This window comes from Pantanalinema sp. (genome assembly GCA_036704125.1).
GTDB lineage: Bacteria > Cyanobacteriota > Sericytochromatia > S15B-MN24 > UBA4093 > JAGIBK01.
Window position 1 is genome coordinate 1 of sequence record DATNQI010000026.1, and the last position, 18,411, is coordinate 18,411.

Here is an 18,411-nt window from a genome sequence, read left to right on the forward strand (position 1 = left end):
AGTACCGCCGATCGATGTAAGTCCCCTGACGTCCCAGGACGCCGGCGAGCCAGTGGCCCGCCGGCGTCCTTGCGTTTAACACCGGCTTTATCCGGGCGGAAAGAGGGTTTTATCCTGCTTTGACATACTCCTGAACGTGGAGCCAACGCAGGAAAGGAGTACGACGATGTACGACGTATGGGCCCCCTTCACCGATTCGTTCACGGCGCGGGATCTCGTCACGCTTCAGTCGCTGAGTCACACCGGGTTGAAGCTGGTGAGCATCAAGCTGTCGCCCATGAGCGAAGCGGCGGGAAAACACGTGCCGGAACTGGCGCTCCCCAGGGATTGCGTGCTGGTTCTGCTGATCAGGGACGACGCGGTGCTCTATCCGCGGGGCGACACGGCGCTGAAGCCGTGGGATCAGCTCTTCGCGGTCGTGGATGAGCACTCGGAAGGGGAGCTGCGCGACGTGCTGACGCGACTGGCCTCATAATCCCAGCCTTAATCCGTTATAATGAAGGCGTGGAAACATTCGTCCAAGTGGGGGGCTGGCGTTCCGCGGCCCTCCTCCTCAATCTCATCACGTTCTTCCTGGCCTTTTCGGCCTTCGCCGTGGGGTGCCTGATCGCCACGCGGATCAGGCGCCTCCTCGGCTCGGGGCTGCTGAGCGGGATCGTCACCTGCTTCTTGATCGCCTCGGGGGCGCTCGCCCTGCGCAGCCTGCTCATCATCCTCCATCACCTGGCGCTCGTCCCCGAGCTCCTGGCGCTCGTCGTGAGCGACGTGGGCCTGCTGGTGACGGGGGGCGCCCTCTTCGCGGCGTATCTCGTCTTCGAGCGCTTCCTCCGGACCAAGGAAGTGCTCTAAGTAGCTCGAAATGAAGTGTCCGCTTGATTCCCCGCCCCACCGGGGGGCGGGGAGGACTCAGGCGGACGATCGATTCAGGCAAGACGCGCTTAGGCCCCTAGCCTCCGACCCTCACGGTGCCGCGCATGGAGGGATGGAAGCGACAGTAATACTCGAACACCCCGGGCGCGTTGAAGGTGAACGAGTAGCTGCCGCCGACCGGAAGGACCCCGTCGAAGGCCCCGATGGTCGAGACCCCGCCTTCGAGCGGATGCGTGACGGTGTGGGCCACGGAGTCCTGGTTGTACCAGATCACCGTGCCGCCGACCGGGACCTGGATGGTCGCCGGGAGGAACTGGTAGGTCCGGATGGCGACCTGGATGGGGCCGTAGTCCACGCCCCGGTAGGGGATGACGTCGGGGGTGTAGTACGGGTAGCCGAAGTAGGGCGTCACGATGATCGTGCGGCGGCGCTCGCGATCGCGGTCTCGATCGTCGCGATCGCGCCGGCCGTCACGGTCGCGCCGGCCGTCCCTGTCGCCCCGGCCGTCTCGGTCTCGGTCGCCGCGTTGCTGGACCTGGTACGTGCCGCCGCCCGCTCCCGCGTCGAGACGCGCGTGCGTCTCAAAAGCGCCAGGTAGCGGCTGGGAGCAGCCGGCCGTGGTCGCGAGCAAGGCGAGCATCGCGACGCTCAAGAGGCTGTTCTTGGGCATGGGGCCTCCTTCACGGAAGAAAGATCGGTCGCTCGGACCAGTGCCGTTCCACCGGCCCACCATAGAGCAGCGAGCGCAATGGACCATGCGTCACCGGCCCCAATCTTTCGACGAAAATGGCTCGTTTCAACCCTTCGCCCAAGCCTCGCCGGGCATCCGTCACAGCCGCGCGGCGAAGCGTTATGGTATCCAGGAAGATGCAAGCGCATCGCCCCCCTGGAGCCCCCCCATGCGAACGGCCTACTTCGACTGCTTCCAAGGCGCCACCGAGACCATGCTGCTCGGCGCCCTGATCGACGCGGGCGCCGACCCCGAGCGGCTGCGCGCGGACCTCGCGGGCCTCGGCGACGGGTGCGCGCTGACGGTGACGCGCGATCGCGACCGCGGCGTCGCGGCCACCCGGGTGACCCTCAAGGCCAAGGACGACGCCATCAAGCGCGAGATGCGCGAGGTGGCGGGCGTCATCCTCAAGAGCAAGCTCGAGACCGGCGTCCAGGAGCGCGCGCTGCGCGTGTTCCACCGCCTCGCGCTCGCGCACGGCCGCCTGCAGGACCTTTCCCCCGAGCGGGTCATCATGCACGAGGCGGGCAGCATGACGGCGATCGCCACCGTCGTCGCCTTCATCCTCTCGCTCGACCAGCTCGGCCTCACCCGGCTCTGCTGCTCCGCGCTGCCCCTCGGCAGCGGCACGGTCAAGACCCCCCAGGGCCTGATGCCCGTCCCCGCTCCGGTCGTGGTGGAGTTGCTCGCGGGCATCCCCGTCTGCGACAACGGCGAGACCGGCGAGCAGCTCACCCCGCTCGCGGCCGCCATGCTCAGCACCCTCTGCCGCGACGCCGGCAAGCTGCCTTCCATGCACCTTTCGAGCCAGGGCTGGGGCGTCGGATCCGGGCGCCAGGCCCCCATGTGCCGGGTGCTGACGGGTGCCGCCGAGGCCGAGGAGGCCGAGCAGCGCGAGACCGTCGGCGTGGTCGAGACGAACATCGACGACGCCAACCCCCAGTTCCACGAGTACGTGGTGGATCGCCTCTTCGAGGCCGGCGCGCTCGACGTCTTCTTGACCCCCATCGTGATGAAGCGCGGCCGCTCGGGCATCAAGCTCACGGCCCTGGTCGCTCCCGACAAGCAGGAGCTCATCACCGACATCATCTTCGCCGAGACCCCGAGCGTCGGCGTGCGGACCTACCAGGCCGAGCGCCGGATGCTCGATCGTGAGATCATGTCCATTTCGACGGACTTCGGCCCCATCCGAGTCAAGGTGGCCCGCCAGATGGGCGCCATCACCAACCTGATGCCCGAGTACAAGGACTGCGTCTCGGCCGCCAAGAAGCAGGGAGTGCCGCTCAAGACCGTGTGGCAGGCGACCCTCTCGCAGGCCCTCCAGCAGACGGGACGTGCGGGGTGACGAGGCGAGGGGCATGCCGCTTTACAGCGCATGCCCCGGCTCGTATCATGGCCGGGTCCCCACGCAGGAAGGAGCCGCCCCATGGTGGAAATGACGCTCTCGGGGGTCATCCTCGAGCCGAAGACCAAGTCCCCCATCGTGGTGCTCAAGGACGAGGACGAGCAGCGCGCCCTGCTCATCTGGGTGGGCGAGCCCGAGGCCAACGCCATCCTGCTCGCGCACGAGGGGATCAAGACCCCGCGCCCGCTGACCCACGACCTCTTCCGCGACGCCCTCGAAGCCCTCGCGGCCCCGATCAAAGAGGTGCGCATCAACGACATGCGCGAGAGCACCTACTTCGCCGAGCTCGAGCTCGAGGTGGCGGGCGAGACCCGGGTGATCGACGCGCGGCCGAGTGACGCCATCGCCATGGCCCTGCGCTTCGGCGCCCCCATCTTCGTGGCCGAGAAGGTCATGGCCGACAGCGCGGTCCCGATCAACCAGAATCGCGACGAGGAGGAAGAGGCCGAGCAGTTCAAGAAGTTCCTCGAGAACGTGAAGCCCAGCGATTTCGGGAAGTTCGGCGGGCAGTCCTAGGCGTTGGACGCCCCGAGCCCCTCGCTGTTCAACAAATGCCGGGTCATGGCCCGGTCCATCAGGGCGGTCTCGGTGGCCTTGACGTGGGAGCGGATGGCGATCGCCTTCTCGCGCAGCTCGGCAGTGAAGGCCTCGTCCTCGATCTTGGCGGCCTTGGCGAGGCCCGCGAGCAGCGCCCCGTCGATGGCGGCCACGGCGGTGCGGACCGCGAGGATGGCCTCGGTGGCGCCGCTGGGCACCCCGTAGCGGAAGACGGACTCGGCCAGGTTGAAGATCTCCTGGCCGTTCTGGGCGATGAGCATGGGCGCCTGGGCCGCGTTCTTGAGCGCGCTCTGCACCAGGGTGTGGCGGAGATCCTGCTCTTCCGGGGTGGTCAGCGGCAGGGCCGCCGCCGCCGCCAGGCGGTTCATCACGGTGGGGTCCTGGTCGATGAGCTCCTCGCTCTGATCGCCGATGGTGGTCGCGCGCGCCAGGATGCGACGCATCTCCTCCTCGACCGGCTCGAAGCCCTCGCGACCGATGGTCATGCGGGCCACCTTGGCCACCAGGGCCGAAGCGATGGCGCAAAGCCACGAGGCAGCGCCGCAGGCGCCGGGGGGGGGCACCTCGGCCAGCTCCTTGAGCAGGTCCTCGACCGGGTAGCGGTACGAGGGCAGGTTCTCCAGATGTTCCAAAGGACTAATGCTCACGTTTCTCGAAGAAGGACGGGCGACTTACGAGGTCAGAATCGCCCGAAGCATCGACCATTATACCACACACGGTTCAGTGGCTTCCGAATCCCCCCTGCCATGCAGCGATCGCCGGTGCGGACGCACCCGATCTCGGATCGCCAGGTTGATACTTTTATAAATATTGGCTAAGATGGATATAATTTTCGATTTTTTCATGCTTAACCAATATCAAATTCGGCCAATGACGCATGCCAGTTGAACAAGGAGACATTGTCCTGATGAACCTCAATTCGAAACAGGCCCTGGCCCTCGCCGGCGCCCTCTCTCTCATCGCGCTCGCCGGCTGCACCGGCATCCCCGGCTTCGGCAACCCGCAGGTCGCCCCCACCGAAGAACACCCGATGGTCGCGACCAAGGCTCGCCTGATCTTCAACAAGCTGACCTTCAACACGCGCGCAGGCTCGCCTGGGTTCGGTAACCACGAGGTCTACATCAAGAACCTGACCGATGCGGACGTCGACATGACGAACTACGTACTCGCCTATCACCCCGACGGCGCCGTCTCGGACAACGTCGCGACCTCGTCCCTCGTCTTCGCCGCCAACGACGCCACCATCAGCGCCGGTGCCACCAAGCGAGTGATCATGGACCTTGGGTACACTCCGCTGGTCGGCCAGGCACGGATCGCCAGCAACATCGGCGTGCAGTACAGCCGGGGCGGCGGCCTTGGGCTGTTCGACAGCCGCATCGCCACTGCGTCGGCCAACATGAAGGACTTCGTCCAGTGGGGCCGTACGGACACGCAGTACGCGCCGGTCGCGGTGACTGCGGGCCTCTGGAAGACTGGCACGGCGATCGCCACCACGTCGCTTGCGAACGTCGACGGCGTCAACATGACGGTCTTCTCCGAGGGCGCGACCGGTTCCACCAACTGGAATTTCAGCACCTTCTAGCGAGTACGCGCTCGCTACCGTTTTTTGATTGATTGAATAAGGAGAGTCGCTCGATGAAATTCCAGATCAAGCTCGGACACATGCTGCCCGTGGCGGCCGGCCTCATGGTCGCCCTCTACGGCTGCGCCCAGCTGCCCTTCAGCACCACCCCCCCCGCCGACAAGCCCCAGGTCGACGGTCGGATCACCTTCAACAACGCCGAGCCCAGCAACCAGCTCCTGCTCGGCATCAAGCGCTTCGACGGCGCCAACTTCCAGAAGCTGACCAACACCACGACCACCGACACCAAGGGCAACTACGGCTTTGCTCGCCTGGTGGACGGCAAGTACCAGGTGTTCTACGACGACCAGGGTGAGGACGTGACCGATCCGACCGTCAACACGGTCGGCGTCTACAACTCCGAGGCCGTCGAGATCGCCTCGGCCAGCACCCCGGCCGCGAGCATCAGCTTCGACGTGAGCTGGGACTTCACCCCCACCATCAAGCCCGAGGGCACCTTCCGCGTCGGCGGCGCCGACACCTTCGGCTTCAAGGCGCTGCCCGCCCACTCGGACGCCGAGTACCAGATCTTGCTCGCCGACAACGACAAGAAGGCCGTCTGGTCCTCCAACTGGGTGAAGACCACCAGCTTCACCTGGAACGGCAAGCGCGGCACCGCCGTCGCGGCCCCCAGCACCGCCTACACCGGCGTCGGCCGTCACTTCTACCAGATCAAGTTCCAGAAGCCCGGCACCACCTACGGCAAGGAAGGCTACTACGGCCAGACCAAGTGGGTGCCCTTCTTCGTCACCCGCTAGTCGAACCCATTCTCATCCTCGATCGGCCGCGCGACAATCGCGCGGCCGATTCTTCATGCAATTGGCCCGATGCTCCTGCCCGAGCTTCCCCTATCGTATGGACTCGCCCCACCCCCATGAGGAGAGCGAGATGAAGCTTCAGCACAAGCTTGGGATTGCCCTGGCGGGCGCCATCGGGACCAGCGCGCTGGCAGGCTGCCCCACCACGACCGTCCCAGGGATCACTCCCGGTTCGCAGATCGTCAGCGGCCGGATCACCTTCGGCGCCGCGGATCCCGGCCAGGAGCTCACCGTCGGCCTCAAGAAGTTCGACGGCTCGGCCTACCAGAAGCTCACCCAGACCACCAAGACCAGCAACGCCGGCAACTATGCCTTCACCGACACGACGCTCAGCAGCGGCAAGTACCAGGCCTTCTACGACGACGGCGGCCAGGAGGTCACCGACGCCACCGTCAACACGGTCGGTGCCTACGTCTCCGAGGCCAAGGACTCGCCTGCGACCATCAACTTCGACGTGAAGTGGGCGTTCTCACCGAGCATCGCGCCCAACTCCACCTTCACGGCCGGCACGAGCACGTTCGGCTTCGCCGCGAACAGCAACGCATCAGGGGCCGAGTACCAGGTCGCCGTCGCCGACGGCAACAAGAGCGTGAAGTGGTCGTCGGCCTGGGCCAGCACCACCAGCTTCAGCTGGAACGGGAAGGAAGGCAGCGAGACGAACACCCCGACCGGGGCCGATCGCGCGGCCGGCAAGCACTACTACCAGATCAAGTTCCGCAAGGCCGGAACGACTTTCGGCGGGGCCGGCTTCTACGGCCAGACCAAGTGGGTGCCCTTCACCCTGGCCCGCTAAGCAGGTCGAGGTAGAGATTGGCATTCGCTTGATTCACCGCCCCCCGGTGGGGCGGGGCTAGGGTGAACGTCTAACGAAACCGTTCCATCAAGCCGCTTACAGCGGCCACCACAACACATGCCTGGTATTGTTAGATGTGAGGGGTGGGGGGATATGATCAAGTTCCTCATGCTTTCGGCTGGAGGCTCGGATCGGTTAGATCCCCCCACCCCCGACCCCGCCCCACCGGGGGGCGGGGAGGTTTCAGGCAGACGTTAGATCCAGCAATGACATGCTTGACGCAAAAAAGGGGAAGCGCGACGCGCTTCCCCTTCCGTCTCTAGCCCACCAGCTCCGTGAAGGCCTTCAGGAAGGCCTCGTTCTCTTCCGGCAGGCCCACGCTCACCCGCAGGCAGTGCGGCAAGCCGAAGCCCTTCAGTGGGCGCACGATGATGCCCCGGGTCAAGAGCGCCTCGTAGATCCGCGTCACCTCGTCCTCGGTGCCCAGATCGAGCATGATGAAGTTGGTGACGCTCGGAACGTGCTTGACGCCCAGGCGCTCGAAGCCCGCGCGCAGCATGGCGAGACCCTGACGGTTGTTCTCGAGGGTCCGCGCGAGGAACGCGTGATCGCCCAGGGCCGCGAGGCCCGCGGCCTGGGCGGGGGCCCCCGCCTCGAAGGGGAGCTTGACCTTGGAGATCTGCGAGATGAGGCTCTCGTGGCCGAGGCCGTAACCGATGCGGATGCCGGCAAGGCCGTAGGCCTTCGAGAAGGTCCGCAGGGTGATGACGTTGTCCGCCCGGTAGAGCATCGAGTCGGGGTAGTCGTAGCCGTCTCCCACGAACTCGTAGTACGCCTCGTCGAGGACGATGATGACGTGGGGGGGCACCGCCGCCAGGAAGCGCTCGAAGGTCTCGCGGTTGAAGTGGGTCCCCGTCGGGTTGTTGGGGTTGGCCAGGTAGACCAGCTTCGTCCAGGGCGTGATCGCCCGGATCATGGCGTCCAGGTCGTAGGCGTAGTCCTTGAGCGGGGTCGTCACGATGGGCACGCCCTGCGCCTTGGCGAGCACCATGAAGCCGATGAACGTCCCCTCGGAGGTCAGGACCTCCTCGTTGCCGTGGAGGAAGGTCCGCACGATGGTCGCGAGGATGCCTTCCGACCCGGCGCCCAGGATGACGTTCTCGGGCTTGACCTTGTACGTCTCGGCAAGGCCCGAGCGCAGGGCGAAGCCCGCGGCGTCCGGGTAGAGGTGAAGGTGAGAGAGGGTCTCGCGAATGGCGTCGAGGGCCTTGGGCGAGGGACCGAGCGGGTTCTCGTTCGAGGCGAGCTTGTAGACCCGCTCGAGGCCGTACTCACGCTGCACCTCTTCGATGGGCTTGCCCGCCTTGTAGGGGACGAGCTGCTCGATGTTGCGAGGCACGAGCTGGGTGCGGGTGATGGGGTGGGGATTCATGAGCGCTGTCTCTCCGGTAGGCATGGGCTTTCGGCCTGCGACGATACGTCAATTATAGCACCCGCGCGGCTGGCGGCCATTTTCCCTCGCGTTGACAGCTCGGATCGAGTCTGATAGCGTGCGAACCATGAATAAGCGAGAGTTGGAAAAGGGCATCGAACTCGATCTTCGCGATCGCATGACCTACGCGGGCTACCTCTGCCTGGACCAGTTGCTGGGGGCCCAGAAGCCCCTGAGCGACCCCATGCACCACGACGAGATGCTGTTCATCATCCAGCACCAGACCTCGGAGCTGTGGATGAAGCTCATCCTGCACGAGCTGCAGGCGGCGATCGCCTTCATCCGGGACGACAAGCTCGACCCCTGCTTCAAGGTGCTGACGCGCGTCAAGAACATCCAGGCGCAGCTCTTCGACCAGTGGGGGGTGCTCGCGACCCTCACCCCCAGCGAGTACGCGGAGTTCCGCGGCGTGCTGGGCAACGCCTCCGGCTTCCAGTCCCCGCAGTACCGGGCCATCGAGTTCATCCTCGGCAACAAGAACGCCGACATGATCCAGGTCTTCAGCTACGCGCCCGAGTGGCACGCGCTCCTGAGCGAGATCCTTCATGCGCCGAGCCTCTATGACGAGTTCCTGCGCTACCTCGGCCGCCGCGGCCTGGCCGTGCCCGAGGAGTGCCTCGAGCGGGACTGGTCGCAGCCCTACCGGCGCAACGAGCAGCTGATCCCCGTGTTCAAGCAGATCTACGAGGATCCCCAGCGCTACTGGGACGCCTACGAGATGTGCGAGAAGCTGGTGGACGTGGAGGAGCAGTTCCAGCTCTGGCGCTTCCGGCACATGCGGACCGTCATGCGGACCATCGGCTTCAAGCGCGGCACCGGCGGCTCGTCGGGCGTCGGCTTCCTGCAGCGCGCCCTCGACCTCACCTTCTTCCCGGAGCTCTTCGACGTCCGCACGGAGATCGGAGCCCGATGATCAGGGCCGCCGTCCATGCCCTGGGCCCCGGTCCGCTGAGCGAGCAGGCGCTGGTCGACCACGTTCATCCGCTGTTCTCTCGCGCGCTCTCGCGTTCCGAGATCTACCTGGCCAACCACTCGCTCGGACGTCCCTTGGATCGGACCGCCGCGGACGTGCAAGAGGCCCTCGACGCGTGGTACCGGGACCTGAACGGCGCATGGGATCCGTGGGTCGAGGCCATCACGGCCTACCGCGCGCGTCTTGCGCACCTCATCAACGCGCCCCGGCCGGACAGCGTGGTCCCCAAGACCAGCGCGGGACAGGGCCTGCGCGCGGTGCTCAACACCTTCGATCGCCCCATCCGGGTGGTCACCACCCGCGGCGAGTTCGACTCCCTCGACTTCATCCTCAAGGTCTACCGGCAGCACGGCCGCCTGGAGCTGGTCTACGTGGAGCCCGACGCCGAGGGCCGGTTCCATGTCGATGATCTCCTGGCTGCGATCGACCAGCGCACGGACCTGGTGGTCGTCTCGCAGGTCATGTTCGTCTCGGGCCAGGTCGTGACGGGACTCGATCGCCTCGTGAAGGGCGCCCATGCCCACGGCGCGAAGGTGCTCATCGACCTCTACCATGCCGTCGGCGCCATGCCGGTGGACGTGGCGGCCCTCGACACCGACTTCGCCGTCGGGGGGTGCTACAAGTACCTGCGCGGCGGCACCGGGGCCTGCTACTTGTACGTTCACCCCCGTCACCTGGACGGTGCCCTGACGACCCTCGACACGGGCTGGTTCGCCAAGCGCGAGCCCTTCGGCTACCAGCGCCCCGAGGTTCCCCTGTTCGGCGAGGGGGGAGATGCGTTCCTCGAGTCGACGCCGGCGATCCTGCCGATCTACCAGGCCAAGGCCGGGCTGGAGCTGGTGTGCGAGCTGGGTCCCTCGCGAATCCGGACCTACTCGCTGCACCAGCAGTCGATCCTGGTCGGGGCGCTTTCCGAGCGCGGCATCGAGGCCCGTGGCGCGCGCGAGGACCAGGGCGCCTTCGTGGTTTTCTCGCACCCCCGGGCGGTCGAGATCGCCAAGCGCCTCATGGCGCGGGGGGTCAACACGGACGCGCGCCACACGTCGCTCAGGCTCTGCCCCGACGTGGCGAACACCGCCGATGAGCTGCGAATCGCGGCCGAAAAGCTAGCCGAAACGATTCAATCCCTGTAACGAGATCCCCCGCCCCCCGGTGGGGCGGGGTTAGGGGTGGGGGGATCCAATCAAGTTCCTTATGGTTTCCACCACCCCGTCGAGATTGCCGAGCACCTCGTTGTTCCAGAATCTCAGCACGCGAAAGCCCTGATCACCGAGCCACGCGTCACGCTGGCGGTCGTATTCGTTTTCCAGGTGCTGACTGCCATCCACCTCGACGATCAAGGACACATCGAGGCAGACGAAATCAACGATGTAGTTCCCAAGCGGGACCTGGCGCCTGAACTTGGCGCCGAGACTCTCGAAGCGCAGGGCGCGCCAGCGCTTGCGCTCAGCGTCGGTGAGATTGTGGCGGAGTTCTTTTGCTCTTGGCGTGAGGTCCATGTGGCACCTCCGACGAACAAGGAACTTGATGAGATCCCCCCACCCCCGACCCCGCCCCACCGGGGGGCGGGGAGACCAGGGGGGAGATCAAAGGGGAAGGTCGCCGACCCAGTCGATGAAGAGGAAGGCCCGGTCCTCGGAGCGGCCGCTGCCCGAGACGTAGTAGCCCCCCGTGAGGCTGATGCGGTCGTTGATGCTGTAGCCGATCGCGGCGTTGGCCCCGCCGAGCGGGCGGTTCCCCGCGATGTGCGTGCCGCCGCTCGTGTAGTCCCCCATCACGTAGAGGTTCAGGGGCAGGTTGCGGAAGTAACCCGCCATCCAGCCGTTGCTGTCGCCCCCCACCGCGGCGGGGTTCGCGTGGTACAGCCCCATGGTGAACTGGCCCAGGTCCATCTCGTTCCATGACAGCCACTTGGTGGCCGTGAAGTGAAGGACGTTCTGCGAGTACTCGAGGCTCGGCAGGCTGACACTGTAGGCGCCGAGGGCGAGCCCCGGCAGCGTCTCGGTCTCGCGCAGCACCCCCAGCTTGAAGTGCGGCTGCAGGGGCATGGGCGAGCTGCTGGGATCGGGCGAGCCGGGGAAGGGGTACATCAGGTCGACGCCCACCTCGAGCGCCCCCGACTCGACCCCCGGCGCCAGCTCGTAGAAGGGCAGGACCCCGCCCACGAACGAACCCTCGAAGAGATAGGGCGATTCGGGAGTCGAGAGCATGCTGGGCTTGAGGTAGTGGTAGGTGCCCAGGTGATACGACTTGAAGGGGGTCACCCCGGCGGTCGGGACGTTCACGACGGCCGTCGGGAAGGCATGAGCGGGAAGGCCCAGCCCAAGCAACAACAAGGCGGACAGCGAGAGCGAACGCACGGGATCCTCCTACGACGAAATGGCGGCGAATGCTGTCAGCTTACCTCGCTCGCCTCGTTCGCGCAACGTGCCGGGCGCTCAGCGATCGCCCTCTTCGCGACCGCCCCTCAGGACGTGCCACCCTCGCGCCTGGGCCTTGGCGTCGTCGACCTCGCCGATGGGGTCGAACTCCGCCGGCAGCTCCAGCTGGTCCGTCGCCCGCTTGTACACGCGGATCTTCTGGAGGATCTGCTCGATCGGCGTGACGCCGCGAGCGGCCATCTCCTCGGCGAGCTCGCCGACCATCCGGCGCCACTCGGGCTCGCTCAGGGTCACGCGCTGCTGGGCCAGGAACGCGTCGATGTCTTCGGGGGTCTTCAGGTGGTCGAACATGGGTGATCCTCTCTGGTGGGGGTCATGGTATTAAACCCACCGAGCGTCCCCGGCAATCCAAAAAGAGCGTCCAACAATACTGTTCCTGCCGTTTTAGCCGCAGGCGCTCGAGCCGCCCACGGCGGCCAATGGCCGTAACATGCCTGGTTTTGTTGGATGCGCGAAGACGCGCCCCCCTCGCCGAGCGAGGGGGGCGCGTCTTTGCGTGCGGCTACGGGGTGACTTCGAGGATGGTCACCGACGCGGCCGGGAAGCTGTAGGCGCCGCTGAGGTTGGCGGCCTTGGTCTCCATCTTGACCTGGCCCTCGCCCGAATCCCAGCCGGCGGTGCCGGTGAGCTGGTAGGCGGTCGCCTGCTTGGGGGTGAAGCCCATCGCGAGCTTCGCCGAGACGGCGCTTGCCTGCGTGCGGTTGGTGACCATCACGTAGACCTTGCCGTCACGCCCCTTGGAGGCGGTGATGCCGAGGTTCGGCATCGACAGGTCGTTGACCTGGGTCGTGGGGATGCCCTGCGGGGTCACCTTGACCTGCTGGTCGCCCCAGTGCCTGGACAGCATCTGCTGGAACATGAAGATCGGCGTCACGCGGCTGGGATCGCCCCCGTAGAAGAAGGCAGCGTCGGCCGAATCGCCGTGGTCGAAGCAGAACTGGTTGGCGACGAGCATGTTGTGGTTCAGCGCCAGGGTCACGGTGTCGGCCGAGTAGAGCGCCCCGAAGAGGCCGCGGGCCTGCTTGGAGTTGCCGTACTGCTCGGTGAAGAACTCGGTGTTCGCGATCTGGACCGGGTGGGAGGCGTACTGCTTGATGGCCGGCTCGATCTTCTCGGACAGGAGCCTGTCGTTCCAGGCGTTCTGGGCCATCAGGGTCTTGGCGTCCCCCTCGTTCTTGAGCGGCCAGCTCGGGTAGCCGTGGTAGATGAGGAAGTCCACGTCGGCGCCCATGGTCTGGAGGATGTTCTTGACGACCTCGCCCTCGGCGCCGCCGCCTTCCCAGCGGAAGTTCGAGTTGGTCGAGGCGACCGCGCCGATCTTGATGGGGGTGGGGCTCGCCTTGCGCATGGCCTGGGCGAACTCCTTGGCGCGCCTGGCGTACTGGGTCTCGTTGGCGGCGTACTGGCCGTGACCTCGCACCATGGACCAGCTGATCTCGTTGCCGATCTCGAAGTACTTGGCGCCCTGCACCGGGAAGGGGTGGGCCTTGCGGTTGGCGTCGTCGGGGTTGTTGAGGTAGCTGACGAAGCGTCCGGCCTCCTGCGCGTCGCCGGTGCCGAAGTTCACGACATGCAGCTGCTCGGCGTCGAGGTCGTTGGCCTCCTTGAGGCCGTTGCGGACGTCGTCGTAGGGGTAGCCCCCGTTCTTGTCCCAGTGCTTCTCGAAGTGGTAGCCCGTCATGTAGTCGTAGTCGAGGCGGCCGTCGGTCGGGCCGTGGCCGAGCCGGTACATGTACTTGCCCTGGCCCCAGCTCGGGCGCAGCTCCTTGAGCTTCGCGATCTTCGCGCTGGCGTTGGGGAAGTAGTCGGTGGTGTGGTTGCGGTTGGTGGCGAGCACGAAGCTGTTCGAGGGGTGGGTGGTCTCGTTGACGTGGATCTTGTAGCCCACGGCTCCGGCCTCGAGGGCCGGCTCCTGCGCGGCCAGGGTGGGGACGTGCCCGCCGAAGCCTTCGACGCTGCCGCCGCCAGGCACCAGGACGCCGGGGGCCACGCCGCAGCCGGCGAGCATGAGGATCGGGGTGGAGAGGGCGAGCATCATGGCAACCTTGGGACGCTTATGGAACATGCGAGTGAGGGTGTCCTTTCTTGTCGGAACGTAACGAGCGGACAAACTTCCGCAATGATTCTTCGTCTCACCTGTCCTACCCGCCTCAAACCCGCAATATTCTTGCGATAGATGTCGAGATGTTGCGTCGGCCCGAACCCGCCGAGCGGCGAAAATGAAGGATGCCGGGCCGACGAATCGACCCGGCATCCGTTTACATACGGCCCGAAAAAGATCTCAGCGCGCCGCGATCGCACCCGACGCGACCTCGTCGGCCTTGCCGGCCGAACCGTAGAGGCGGATCTTCTCGCGGACCACCTCGCTGATCGCGGCGCGGCCGGCGCCCAGCATGGGCCGCGGGTCGATCTGGTCGGGGTCCTTGGCGGCCGCCTGGCGCAGGGCGTCGGTGAAGGCGCGGTTCAGCTCGGAGGCGACCGAGATCTTGCAGATGCCCTGCGCGACGGCCTCGCGGACCTCGTCGTCGGGGATGCTCGAGGAGTGGTGAAGCACCAGGGGCACCCCCGCGGCGTGGCGGATGGCGCTGATGCGCTCGATGTCGAGCTGCGGCCGCTTCTCGAGGAGCTTGGGGATGGCCCCCACGGTGACGGCGAGGCTGTCCACCCCGGTGAGGGTGACGAAGCGCTCGGCGGCGTCGGGGTCGGTGTAGTCCGAGGCGTTGCCCACCACGTCGTTGGGCTTGCCGCCCGAGTGGCCCAGCTCCCCTTCGACCGGGATCCCCATGACGTGCGCGGCCTCGACGATGCGGCGCGTCTCCTCGACGTTGACGGCGAAGGGCAGGGCCGAGCCGTCGAACATCAAGGAGGTGAAGCCCGCGACCAGGCTCTTGAGGTTGAGGTCGAAGTCGCCGTGGTCCAGGTGCATGGCGACCGGGACGCGGGCCTCCTGGGCGGCGGCGCGGACCATGGAGGCCATGGATCGCAGGCCGGCGTAGTGGATGGCCCGCGCCGAGACCTGGAGGAACACCGGGGCCGAGAGGTCCTCGGCCGCCCGGATGATGCCCTGGACGAACTCCATGTTGTGGGCGTTGAAGGCCCCGATGGCGTAGCGGCCTTTGAGCGCGGCCTGAAGGATCGGTGTGGCGTTGACGAGCGGCATGCGGCCTCCAAAGATCAGAGGATGACGGATCGACTGAGGTGACGCGGCGCGTCGGGGTCGGCCCCGTTGCGCACCGAGCGGTGATAAGCCAGGAGCTGAAGGATGGGGGTGTAGAGCAGGGCGCGCGACGCGTCGCTGGGCGCCTCGAGAGCGCCTGCGGCCAACCCCGCGTCACAGAGGAAGTGATGATCGGCCCGCGCGGCGATTGCGGCCTGGTCGGCCCCTGCGATGACGAGCGTCCGCGCCCCGAGGCCCTTGAGCTCGTCGAGGAGGACGGCCTCGTAGGAGGCGCCCACGCCCGTCAGCAGCATGGTCACCAGGGTGTCGGGCCCCACCGTGGACTTGGGGCCGTGGCGGTACTCCAGGGCGTGGTAGGCGATAGCCGAGGGCTCGAGGGCCATCTCCTGGAGCTTGAGGGCCCCTTCGCGCGCGATCGCATGCAGCAGGCCCCCGCCCAGGAAGACGAAGTGCTTCACCGGAAGCTCCGCCACGGCCTTCAGGGCATCGCTCTGGCGCAACGGGGCCTCGGCTTGGCGCACGGCCGCGGCAAGGGCCGCCGCGCGCTCGGCATCGGGCCGCACGGCCAGGGCCCACAGCGCGAGCGCGAGCAGGGTCCCCGTGAAGGCCTGGGTCATGACCACGCTGGCTTCGCGCGCGGGGATGAGGAGGGCGCGATCGCACGCCCCGGCCAGGGGGCTCTCGCCGGTGCAGGTGACGCCATAGAGGGGGCCCGCGACGCGACCCTGGGCCCGGCGCTCGCGAAAGGCCTCGACCGCCTGCAGCACCTCGGAGGTGGTGCCGGTGCGCGAGAGGGCGACCAGCGCGACGCGATCACGGTCTCGGAAGGTGAGCTCGGGGTAGAGGACGAGCTCGGAAGCGGGCACGAAGCGCGCGCGCAGGCCCGTCCACTGCGAAAAGAGGTTGGCCCCCGTCTCGGCGAGGTGATACGAGCTGCCGCAGCCGGTGAAGATGACCTCCTGCCCCTCGTCGAAGGAGAAAGAGTCCAGCTCGGCGCCGAGGCCCTCCCTGACGCGCTGCCAGAGGTCGGGCTGAGCGAAGATCTCGCGAATGGTATGCTCGCCGTGCAAGAAGGGCGTCTCCCCCCGATGTGCCGCCGTGGCGGGCTCGCTCGCCTGTCGTGGCTCATTATACCACGGGCGATCGCAGCCAGGCGCCGGGCGATTTGACAGCTCGCTCGGCGCATCCATATCATGGCGCATTCGCCGAAGCCCTCATCACGCTAGAGAACGGAACACGATGGAAGCAAAGACGTACGAGAACATCCTGGTGACGCGCGAAGGACGGGTGGGGGTCGTCACCCTCAATCGCCCCAAGGCCCTCAACGCCCTCTCGCCCGAGCTCCTGGGCGAGCTGGTCGAGGCCCTCGACGCCTTCGACCGCGACGACGCCATCGGAGCGATGGTCCTCGCGGGCAGCGAGCGCGCCTTCGCTGCAGGCGCGGACATCAAGGTCATGGCCGAGGCCTCGATGGTCGAGATGAGCCAGCATGCGTTCCTCGCGGTGTGGGACCGCGTCGCCCACATGCAGAAGCCCGTGATCGCCGCCGTGAGCGGCTTCGCCCTGGGCGGCGGCGCCGAGCTCATGATGATGTGCGACATGGTCGTCGCCTCCGAGACCACCCGGATCGGCCTGCCCGAGGTCAGCCTCGGGGTCATCCCCGGCGCCGGCGGCACCCAGCGCCTGACCCGCGCGCTCGGCAAGGTGCTCGCGATGGAGATGGTCCTCACCGGCCGCCAGCTCGACGCCCAGGAGGCCCTCTCCCGGGGGCTCGTCAACCGCGTCGTGCCCGCGGAGCTCTTCCTCGAAGAGGCCATGAAGCTCGCCTCCGACATCGCGGGCCGCGCGCCCGTCGCCGTCCGACTGGGCAAGGAGAGCATCAACAGGGCCTTCGACACCTTCCTCTCGCAGGGGCTCGCCTTCGAGCGCAAGAACTTCTGCATGCTCTTCGGCACCGAGGACCAGAAGGAGGGCATGCGCGCCTTCGTCGAGAAGCGCCCCGCCACCTGGAAGGGCAAGTAGCGATGTACGAGACCATCGCCTACGAGGTCCTGGACGCTCGCGTCGCCAGGATCTCGCTCGAGCGGCCCGACGTCCTCAACGCCATGACCGACCGCATGAAGCGCGAGCTGCTCGACGCCTTCAAGCGCGCCGACAAGGACCCCGCGGTCCGCGCCGTGGTCCTGACGGGAAGCGGCCGCGGCTTCTGCTCGGGGCAGGACCTGGCGGACGCGAGCAAGTCCGAGACGGGCCTCGGCGACAACCTGCGCGAGCTCTACAACCCGCTCATCCTCCAGATGCGCCAGATGAACAAGCCCATCGTCGGGGCCGTCAACGGGGTCGCGGCGGGGGCGGGAATGAGCCTCGCGCTCGCCTGCGACCTGCGCCTGGCAGCCGACAACGCCTCGTTCATCGAGGTCTTCGTCCGGATCGGCCTGGTGCCCGACGCCGGCAGCACCTGGCTGCTGCCCCGCCTGGTCGGGCTCGCCAAGGCCTTCGAGCTCGCGGCGCTCGGCGACAAGGTGGACGCCCAGGAGGCCCTGCGCCTCGGGCTGGTCAACCGGGTGGTGCCCGCGGATCGGCTCGAAGCCGAGGCCCTCGCGCTCGCCTCGCGCCTCGCCGAGGCCCCCACCAGGGCCATCGGCCTGATGAAGCGTGCCTTCGAGCGCGCCTACGACCACTCGCTCGGCGACCAGCTGGACTACGAGGCCCACCTGCAGGAGATCGCCGGCCGCACCCAGGATTTCAAGGAAGGCGTCAGCGCCTTTATCGCCAAGCGTCCCCCCGCGTTCACGGGTCAGTAGTAGAGGAGATCGCAATGATCAAGGAGACCCCCATGGTGAAGAGCATCCAGAGCGTCCTTATCTTCGTGAGCGACATGGATCGCTCGGTCGCGTTCTACCGCGACGTGCTGGGCTTCAGCGTCCTCTCGTCCAACCCGGCCATCACCGAGTTCGAGATGGGCGCGATGACCTTCGGCCTTCAGTACATGCCCGCCGAGGCGCGCAAGAACGGCATGGCCGTCACCATCGACTTCGCGGTGGACGACATCCAGGCGATGATCGAGAAGCTGGAGGCCAAGGGCGTCGCCTTCGTCGCCAAGGAGCTGGACCAGCCCTTCAACAAGCTCGCCAAGTTCCAGGATCCGGACGGCAACCTGCTCGGCTTCATCGAGCAGACGAGCTAGTTCTTCCGCACCAATGCCGATGCCCCCCACCTTTCCGTTCAGGTGGGGGGCATCGCCTATCTGGCTAGCGGAACTGGTTGCGGTTGGCCAGTTGCACCGCGGGGCACTGCGACTCGCCCGAGGGCGGGTAGAGATCGACCTTGCAGAGCTGCTCGGTCTTGTAGCTGCAGTGCTGGATCGCCTGGTGGACCGGCCTGCGCTTCCAGTGGTCCATCTGGTTCAGGTAGGTGACCCGCACGGTATGGCCTTCGTGAGGGCAGTGAAACAGGGTGAGCTTGCGTTCGCGCATCGGGTAACCGCCTCCTTCCAGGCTTCTGTACCCGGCCCGAGAGACTTGTCACACCG

Annotated in this window: 22 protein-coding genes; 12 read left to right on the plus strand and 10 right to left on the minus strand. The window is 66.8% G+C overall.

The genetic code is table 11. The features are described 5' to 3' along the window. Window positions 1-166 precede the first annotated feature (166 nt). Entirely contained in the window at window positions 167-475 is a 309-nt protein-coding gene (locus V6D00_03785; GenBank protein ID HEY9898281.1) for a TrkA C-terminal domain-containing protein, read from the plus strand. A gap of 29 nt (window positions 476-504) precedes the next feature. Continuing rightward, on the plus strand, window positions 505-849 hold the full coding sequence (locus tag V6D00_03790; protein ID HEY9898282.1) for a hypothetical protein: 345 nt from the start codon (window positions 505-507) through the stop codon (window positions 847-849). Between the two features lie 97 nt (window positions 850-946). Here the strand turns inward: V6D00_03790 and V6D00_03795 are convergent, their stop codons facing one another. Further along, entirely contained in the window at window positions 947-1,540 is a 594-nt protein-coding gene (locus V6D00_03795; GenBank protein ID HEY9898283.1) for a cupredoxin family copper-binding protein, read from the minus strand. Window positions 1,541-1,769: 229 nt separating this feature from the next. Between V6D00_03795 and larC the strand changes: the two genes are divergently transcribed. Both larC and V6D00_03805 read left to right on the plus strand, forming a co-directional pair. After that, window positions 1,770-2,945 carry a nickel pincer cofactor biosynthesis protein LarC gene (gene larC / locus V6D00_03800; GenBank protein HEY9898284.1) on the plus strand — a complete coding sequence of 392 codons (1,176 nt, stop codon included), beginning with the start codon at window positions 1,770-1,772 and terminating at the stop codon, window positions 2,943-2,945. 81 nt (window positions 2,946-3,026) lie between these two features. Then, the gene (locus V6D00_03805) at window positions 3,027-3,521 is read left to right on the plus strand and encodes a bifunctional nuclease family protein (protein ID HEY9898285.1); all 495 of its coding nucleotides are present in this window, start codon (window positions 3,027-3,029) and stop codon (window positions 3,519-3,521) included. Here the strand turns inward: V6D00_03805 and V6D00_03810 are convergent. Next, the gene (locus tag V6D00_03810) at window positions 3,518-4,195 is read right to left on the minus strand and encodes a cyclodeaminase/cyclohydrolase family protein (GenBank protein HEY9898286.1); all 678 of its coding nucleotides are present in this window, start codon (window positions 4,193-4,195) and stop codon (window positions 3,518-3,520) included. The genes V6D00_03805 and V6D00_03810 overlap by 4 nt on opposite strands. Before the next feature lie 275 nt (window positions 4,196-4,470). Between V6D00_03810 and V6D00_03815 the strand changes: the two genes are divergently transcribed. The 3 genes from V6D00_03815 to V6D00_03825 all read left to right on the plus strand — a co-directional run bounded on the left by V6D00_03815 (window position 4,471) and on the right by V6D00_03825 (window position 6,795). Continuing rightward, window positions 4,471-5,145, plus strand: coding sequence for a hypothetical protein (locus tag V6D00_03815; GenBank protein HEY9898287.1), 675 nt, complete (start codon window positions 4,471-4,473; stop codon window positions 5,143-5,145). A 53-nt stretch (window positions 5,146-5,198) separates the two neighbouring features. Beyond that, complete coding sequence (locus V6D00_03820) at window positions 5,199-5,942, plus strand: hypothetical protein (GenBank protein HEY9898288.1); 744 nt, start codon at window positions 5,199-5,201, stop codon at window positions 5,940-5,942. 130 nt (window positions 5,943-6,072) lie between these two features. After that, on the plus strand, window positions 6,073-6,795 hold the full coding sequence (locus tag V6D00_03825; GenBank protein ID HEY9898289.1) for a hypothetical protein: 723 nt from the start codon (window positions 6,073-6,075) through the stop codon (window positions 6,793-6,795). A 319-nt stretch (window positions 6,796-7,114) separates the two neighbouring features. Here the strand turns inward: V6D00_03825 and hisC are convergent, their stop codons facing one another. Beyond that, window positions 7,115-8,227 (minus strand): histidinol-phosphate transaminase, encoded by a 1,113-nt coding sequence (gene hisC / locus V6D00_03830; GenBank protein ID HEY9898290.1) that lies wholly within the window; start codon window positions 8,225-8,227, stop codon window positions 7,115-7,117. Between the two features lie 127 nt (window positions 8,228-8,354). On the opposite strand from hisC, the gene kynA reads away from it, so the two are divergent. Both kynA and V6D00_03840 read left to right on the plus strand, forming a co-directional pair. After that, a complete protein-coding gene (kynA, locus tag V6D00_03835; GenBank protein HEY9898291.1) occupies window positions 8,355-9,200 on the plus strand; it encodes a tryptophan 2,3-dioxygenase in 846 nt (281 codons plus the stop codon). Next, window positions 9,197-10,393, plus strand: coding sequence for an aminotransferase class V-fold PLP-dependent enzyme (locus V6D00_03840; protein HEY9898292.1), 1,197 nt, complete (start codon window positions 9,197-9,199; stop codon window positions 10,391-10,393). The genes kynA and V6D00_03840 overlap by 4 nt, the downstream gene beginning before the upstream one ends. Window positions 10,394-10,423: 30 nt before the next feature. Here V6D00_03840 and V6D00_03845 read toward each other — a convergent pair whose 3' ends face one another. The 6 genes from V6D00_03845 to V6D00_03870 form a co-directional block, all read right to left on the minus strand. Next, entirely contained in the window at window positions 10,424-10,759 is a 336-nt protein-coding gene (locus V6D00_03845; GenBank protein HEY9898293.1) for a DUF559 domain-containing protein, read from the minus strand. A gap of 87 nt (window positions 10,760-10,846) precedes the next feature. Beyond that, a complete protein-coding gene (locus tag V6D00_03850; protein HEY9898294.1) occupies window positions 10,847-11,620 on the minus strand; it encodes a hypothetical protein in 774 nt (257 codons plus the stop codon). Between the two features lie 78 nt (window positions 11,621-11,698). Then, window positions 11,699-11,992: a hypothetical protein gene (locus V6D00_03855; protein HEY9898295.1), complete on the minus strand. Its 294-nt coding sequence runs from the start codon at window positions 11,990-11,992 to the stop codon at window positions 11,699-11,701. Window positions 11,993-12,203: 211 nt separating this feature from the next. Continuing rightward, window positions 12,204-13,766: a hypothetical protein gene (locus tag V6D00_03860; protein ID HEY9898296.1), complete on the minus strand. Its 1,563-nt coding sequence runs from the start codon at window positions 13,764-13,766 to the stop codon at window positions 12,204-12,206. Window positions 13,767-13,982: 216 nt separating this feature from the next. Next, entirely contained in the window at window positions 13,983-14,861 is an 879-nt protein-coding gene (locus V6D00_03865) for a class II fructose-bisphosphate aldolase (protein HEY9898297.1), read from the minus strand. Window positions 14,862-14,875: 14 nt separating this feature from the next. Beyond that, window positions 14,876-15,949 (minus strand): SIS domain-containing protein, encoded by a 1,074-nt coding sequence (locus V6D00_03870; GenBank protein ID HEY9898298.1) that lies wholly within the window; start codon window positions 15,947-15,949, stop codon window positions 14,876-14,878. Window positions 15,950-16,118: 169 nt separating this feature from the next. Between V6D00_03870 and V6D00_03875 the strand changes: the two genes are divergently transcribed. The 3 genes from V6D00_03875 to V6D00_03885 are packed head-to-tail and all read left to right on the plus strand — an operon-like array spanning window position 16,119 to window position 18,066. Then, a complete protein-coding gene (locus V6D00_03875; protein HEY9898299.1) occupies window positions 16,119-16,901 on the plus strand; it encodes an enoyl-CoA hydratase-related protein in 783 nt (260 codons plus the stop codon). A gap of 2 nt (window positions 16,902-16,903) precedes the next feature. After that, entirely contained in the window at window positions 16,904-17,683 is a 780-nt protein-coding gene (locus V6D00_03880) for an enoyl-CoA hydratase-related protein (GenBank protein HEY9898300.1), read from the plus strand. Window positions 17,684-17,697: 14 nt separating this feature from the next. Beyond that, complete coding sequence (locus tag V6D00_03885) at window positions 17,698-18,066, plus strand: VOC family protein (GenBank protein ID HEY9898301.1); 369 nt, start codon at window positions 17,698-17,700, stop codon at window positions 18,064-18,066. A gap of 64 nt (window positions 18,067-18,130) precedes the next feature. On the opposite strand, the gene V6D00_03890 is transcribed toward V6D00_03885, so the two are convergent. Further along, complete coding sequence (locus V6D00_03890; GenBank protein ID HEY9898302.1) at window positions 18,131-18,355, minus strand: hypothetical protein; 225 nt, start codon at window positions 18,353-18,355, stop codon at window positions 18,131-18,133. Window positions 18,356-18,411 lie beyond the last annotated feature (56 nt).

Excerpts from the sequence above, each read along its gene's own strand:
- V6D00_03785 (HEY9898281.1), top strand. The coding sequence starts at position 167 with ATGTACGACGTATGGGCCCCCTTCACCGATTCGTTCACGGCGCGGGAT.
- V6D00_03795 (HEY9898283.1), bottom strand. The coding sequence starts at position 1,540 with ATGCCCAAGAACAGCCTCTTGAGCGTCGCGATGCTCGCCTTGCTCGCG.
- larC (HEY9898284.1), top strand. The coding sequence starts at position 1,770 with ATGCGAACGGCCTACTTCGACTGCTTCCAAGGCGCCACCGAGACCATG.
- V6D00_03805 (HEY9898285.1), top strand. The coding sequence starts at position 3,027 with ATGGTGGAAATGACGCTCTCGGGGGTCATCCTCGAGCCGAAGACCAAG.
- V6D00_03815 (HEY9898287.1), top strand. The coding sequence starts at position 4,471 with ATGAACCTCAATTCGAAACAGGCCCTGGCCCTCGCCGGCGCCCTCTCT.
- V6D00_03820 (HEY9898288.1), top strand. The coding sequence starts at position 5,199 with ATGAAATTCCAGATCAAGCTCGGACACATGCTGCCCGTGGCGGCCGGC.
- V6D00_03825 (HEY9898289.1), top strand. The coding sequence starts at position 6,073 with ATGAAGCTTCAGCACAAGCTTGGGATTGCCCTGGCGGGCGCCATCGGG.
- hisC (HEY9898290.1), bottom strand. The coding sequence starts at position 8,227 with ATGAATCCCCACCCCATCACCCGCACCCAGCTCGTGCCTCGCAACATC.
- kynA (HEY9898291.1), top strand. The coding sequence starts at position 8,355 with ATGAATAAGCGAGAGTTGGAAAAGGGCATCGAACTCGATCTTCGCGAT.
- V6D00_03840 (HEY9898292.1), top strand. The coding sequence starts at position 9,197 with ATGATCAGGGCCGCCGTCCATGCCCTGGGCCCCGGTCCGCTGAGCGAG.
- V6D00_03845 (HEY9898293.1), bottom strand. The coding sequence starts at position 10,759 with ATGGACCTCACGCCAAGAGCAAAAGAACTCCGCCACAATCTCACCGAC.
- V6D00_03855 (HEY9898295.1), bottom strand. The coding sequence starts at position 11,992 with ATGTTCGACCACCTGAAGACCCCCGAAGACATCGACGCGTTCCTGGCC.
- V6D00_03860 (HEY9898296.1), bottom strand. The coding sequence starts at position 13,766 with ATGTTCCATAAGCGTCCCAAGGTTGCCATGATGCTCGCCCTCTCCACC.
- V6D00_03865 (HEY9898297.1), bottom strand. The coding sequence starts at position 14,861 with ATGCCGCTCGTCAACGCCACACCGATCCTTCAGGCCGCGCTCAAAGGC.
- V6D00_03875 (HEY9898299.1), top strand. The coding sequence starts at position 16,119 with ATGGAAGCAAAGACGTACGAGAACATCCTGGTGACGCGCGAAGGACGG.
- V6D00_03880 (HEY9898300.1), top strand. The coding sequence starts at position 16,904 with ATGTACGAGACCATCGCCTACGAGGTCCTGGACGCTCGCGTCGCCAGG.
- V6D00_03885 (HEY9898301.1), top strand. The coding sequence starts at position 17,698 with ATGATCAAGGAGACCCCCATGGTGAAGAGCATCCAGAGCGTCCTTATC.
- V6D00_03890 (HEY9898302.1), bottom strand. The coding sequence starts at position 18,355 with ATGCGCGAACGCAAGCTCACCCTGTTTCACTGCCCTCACGAAGGCCAT.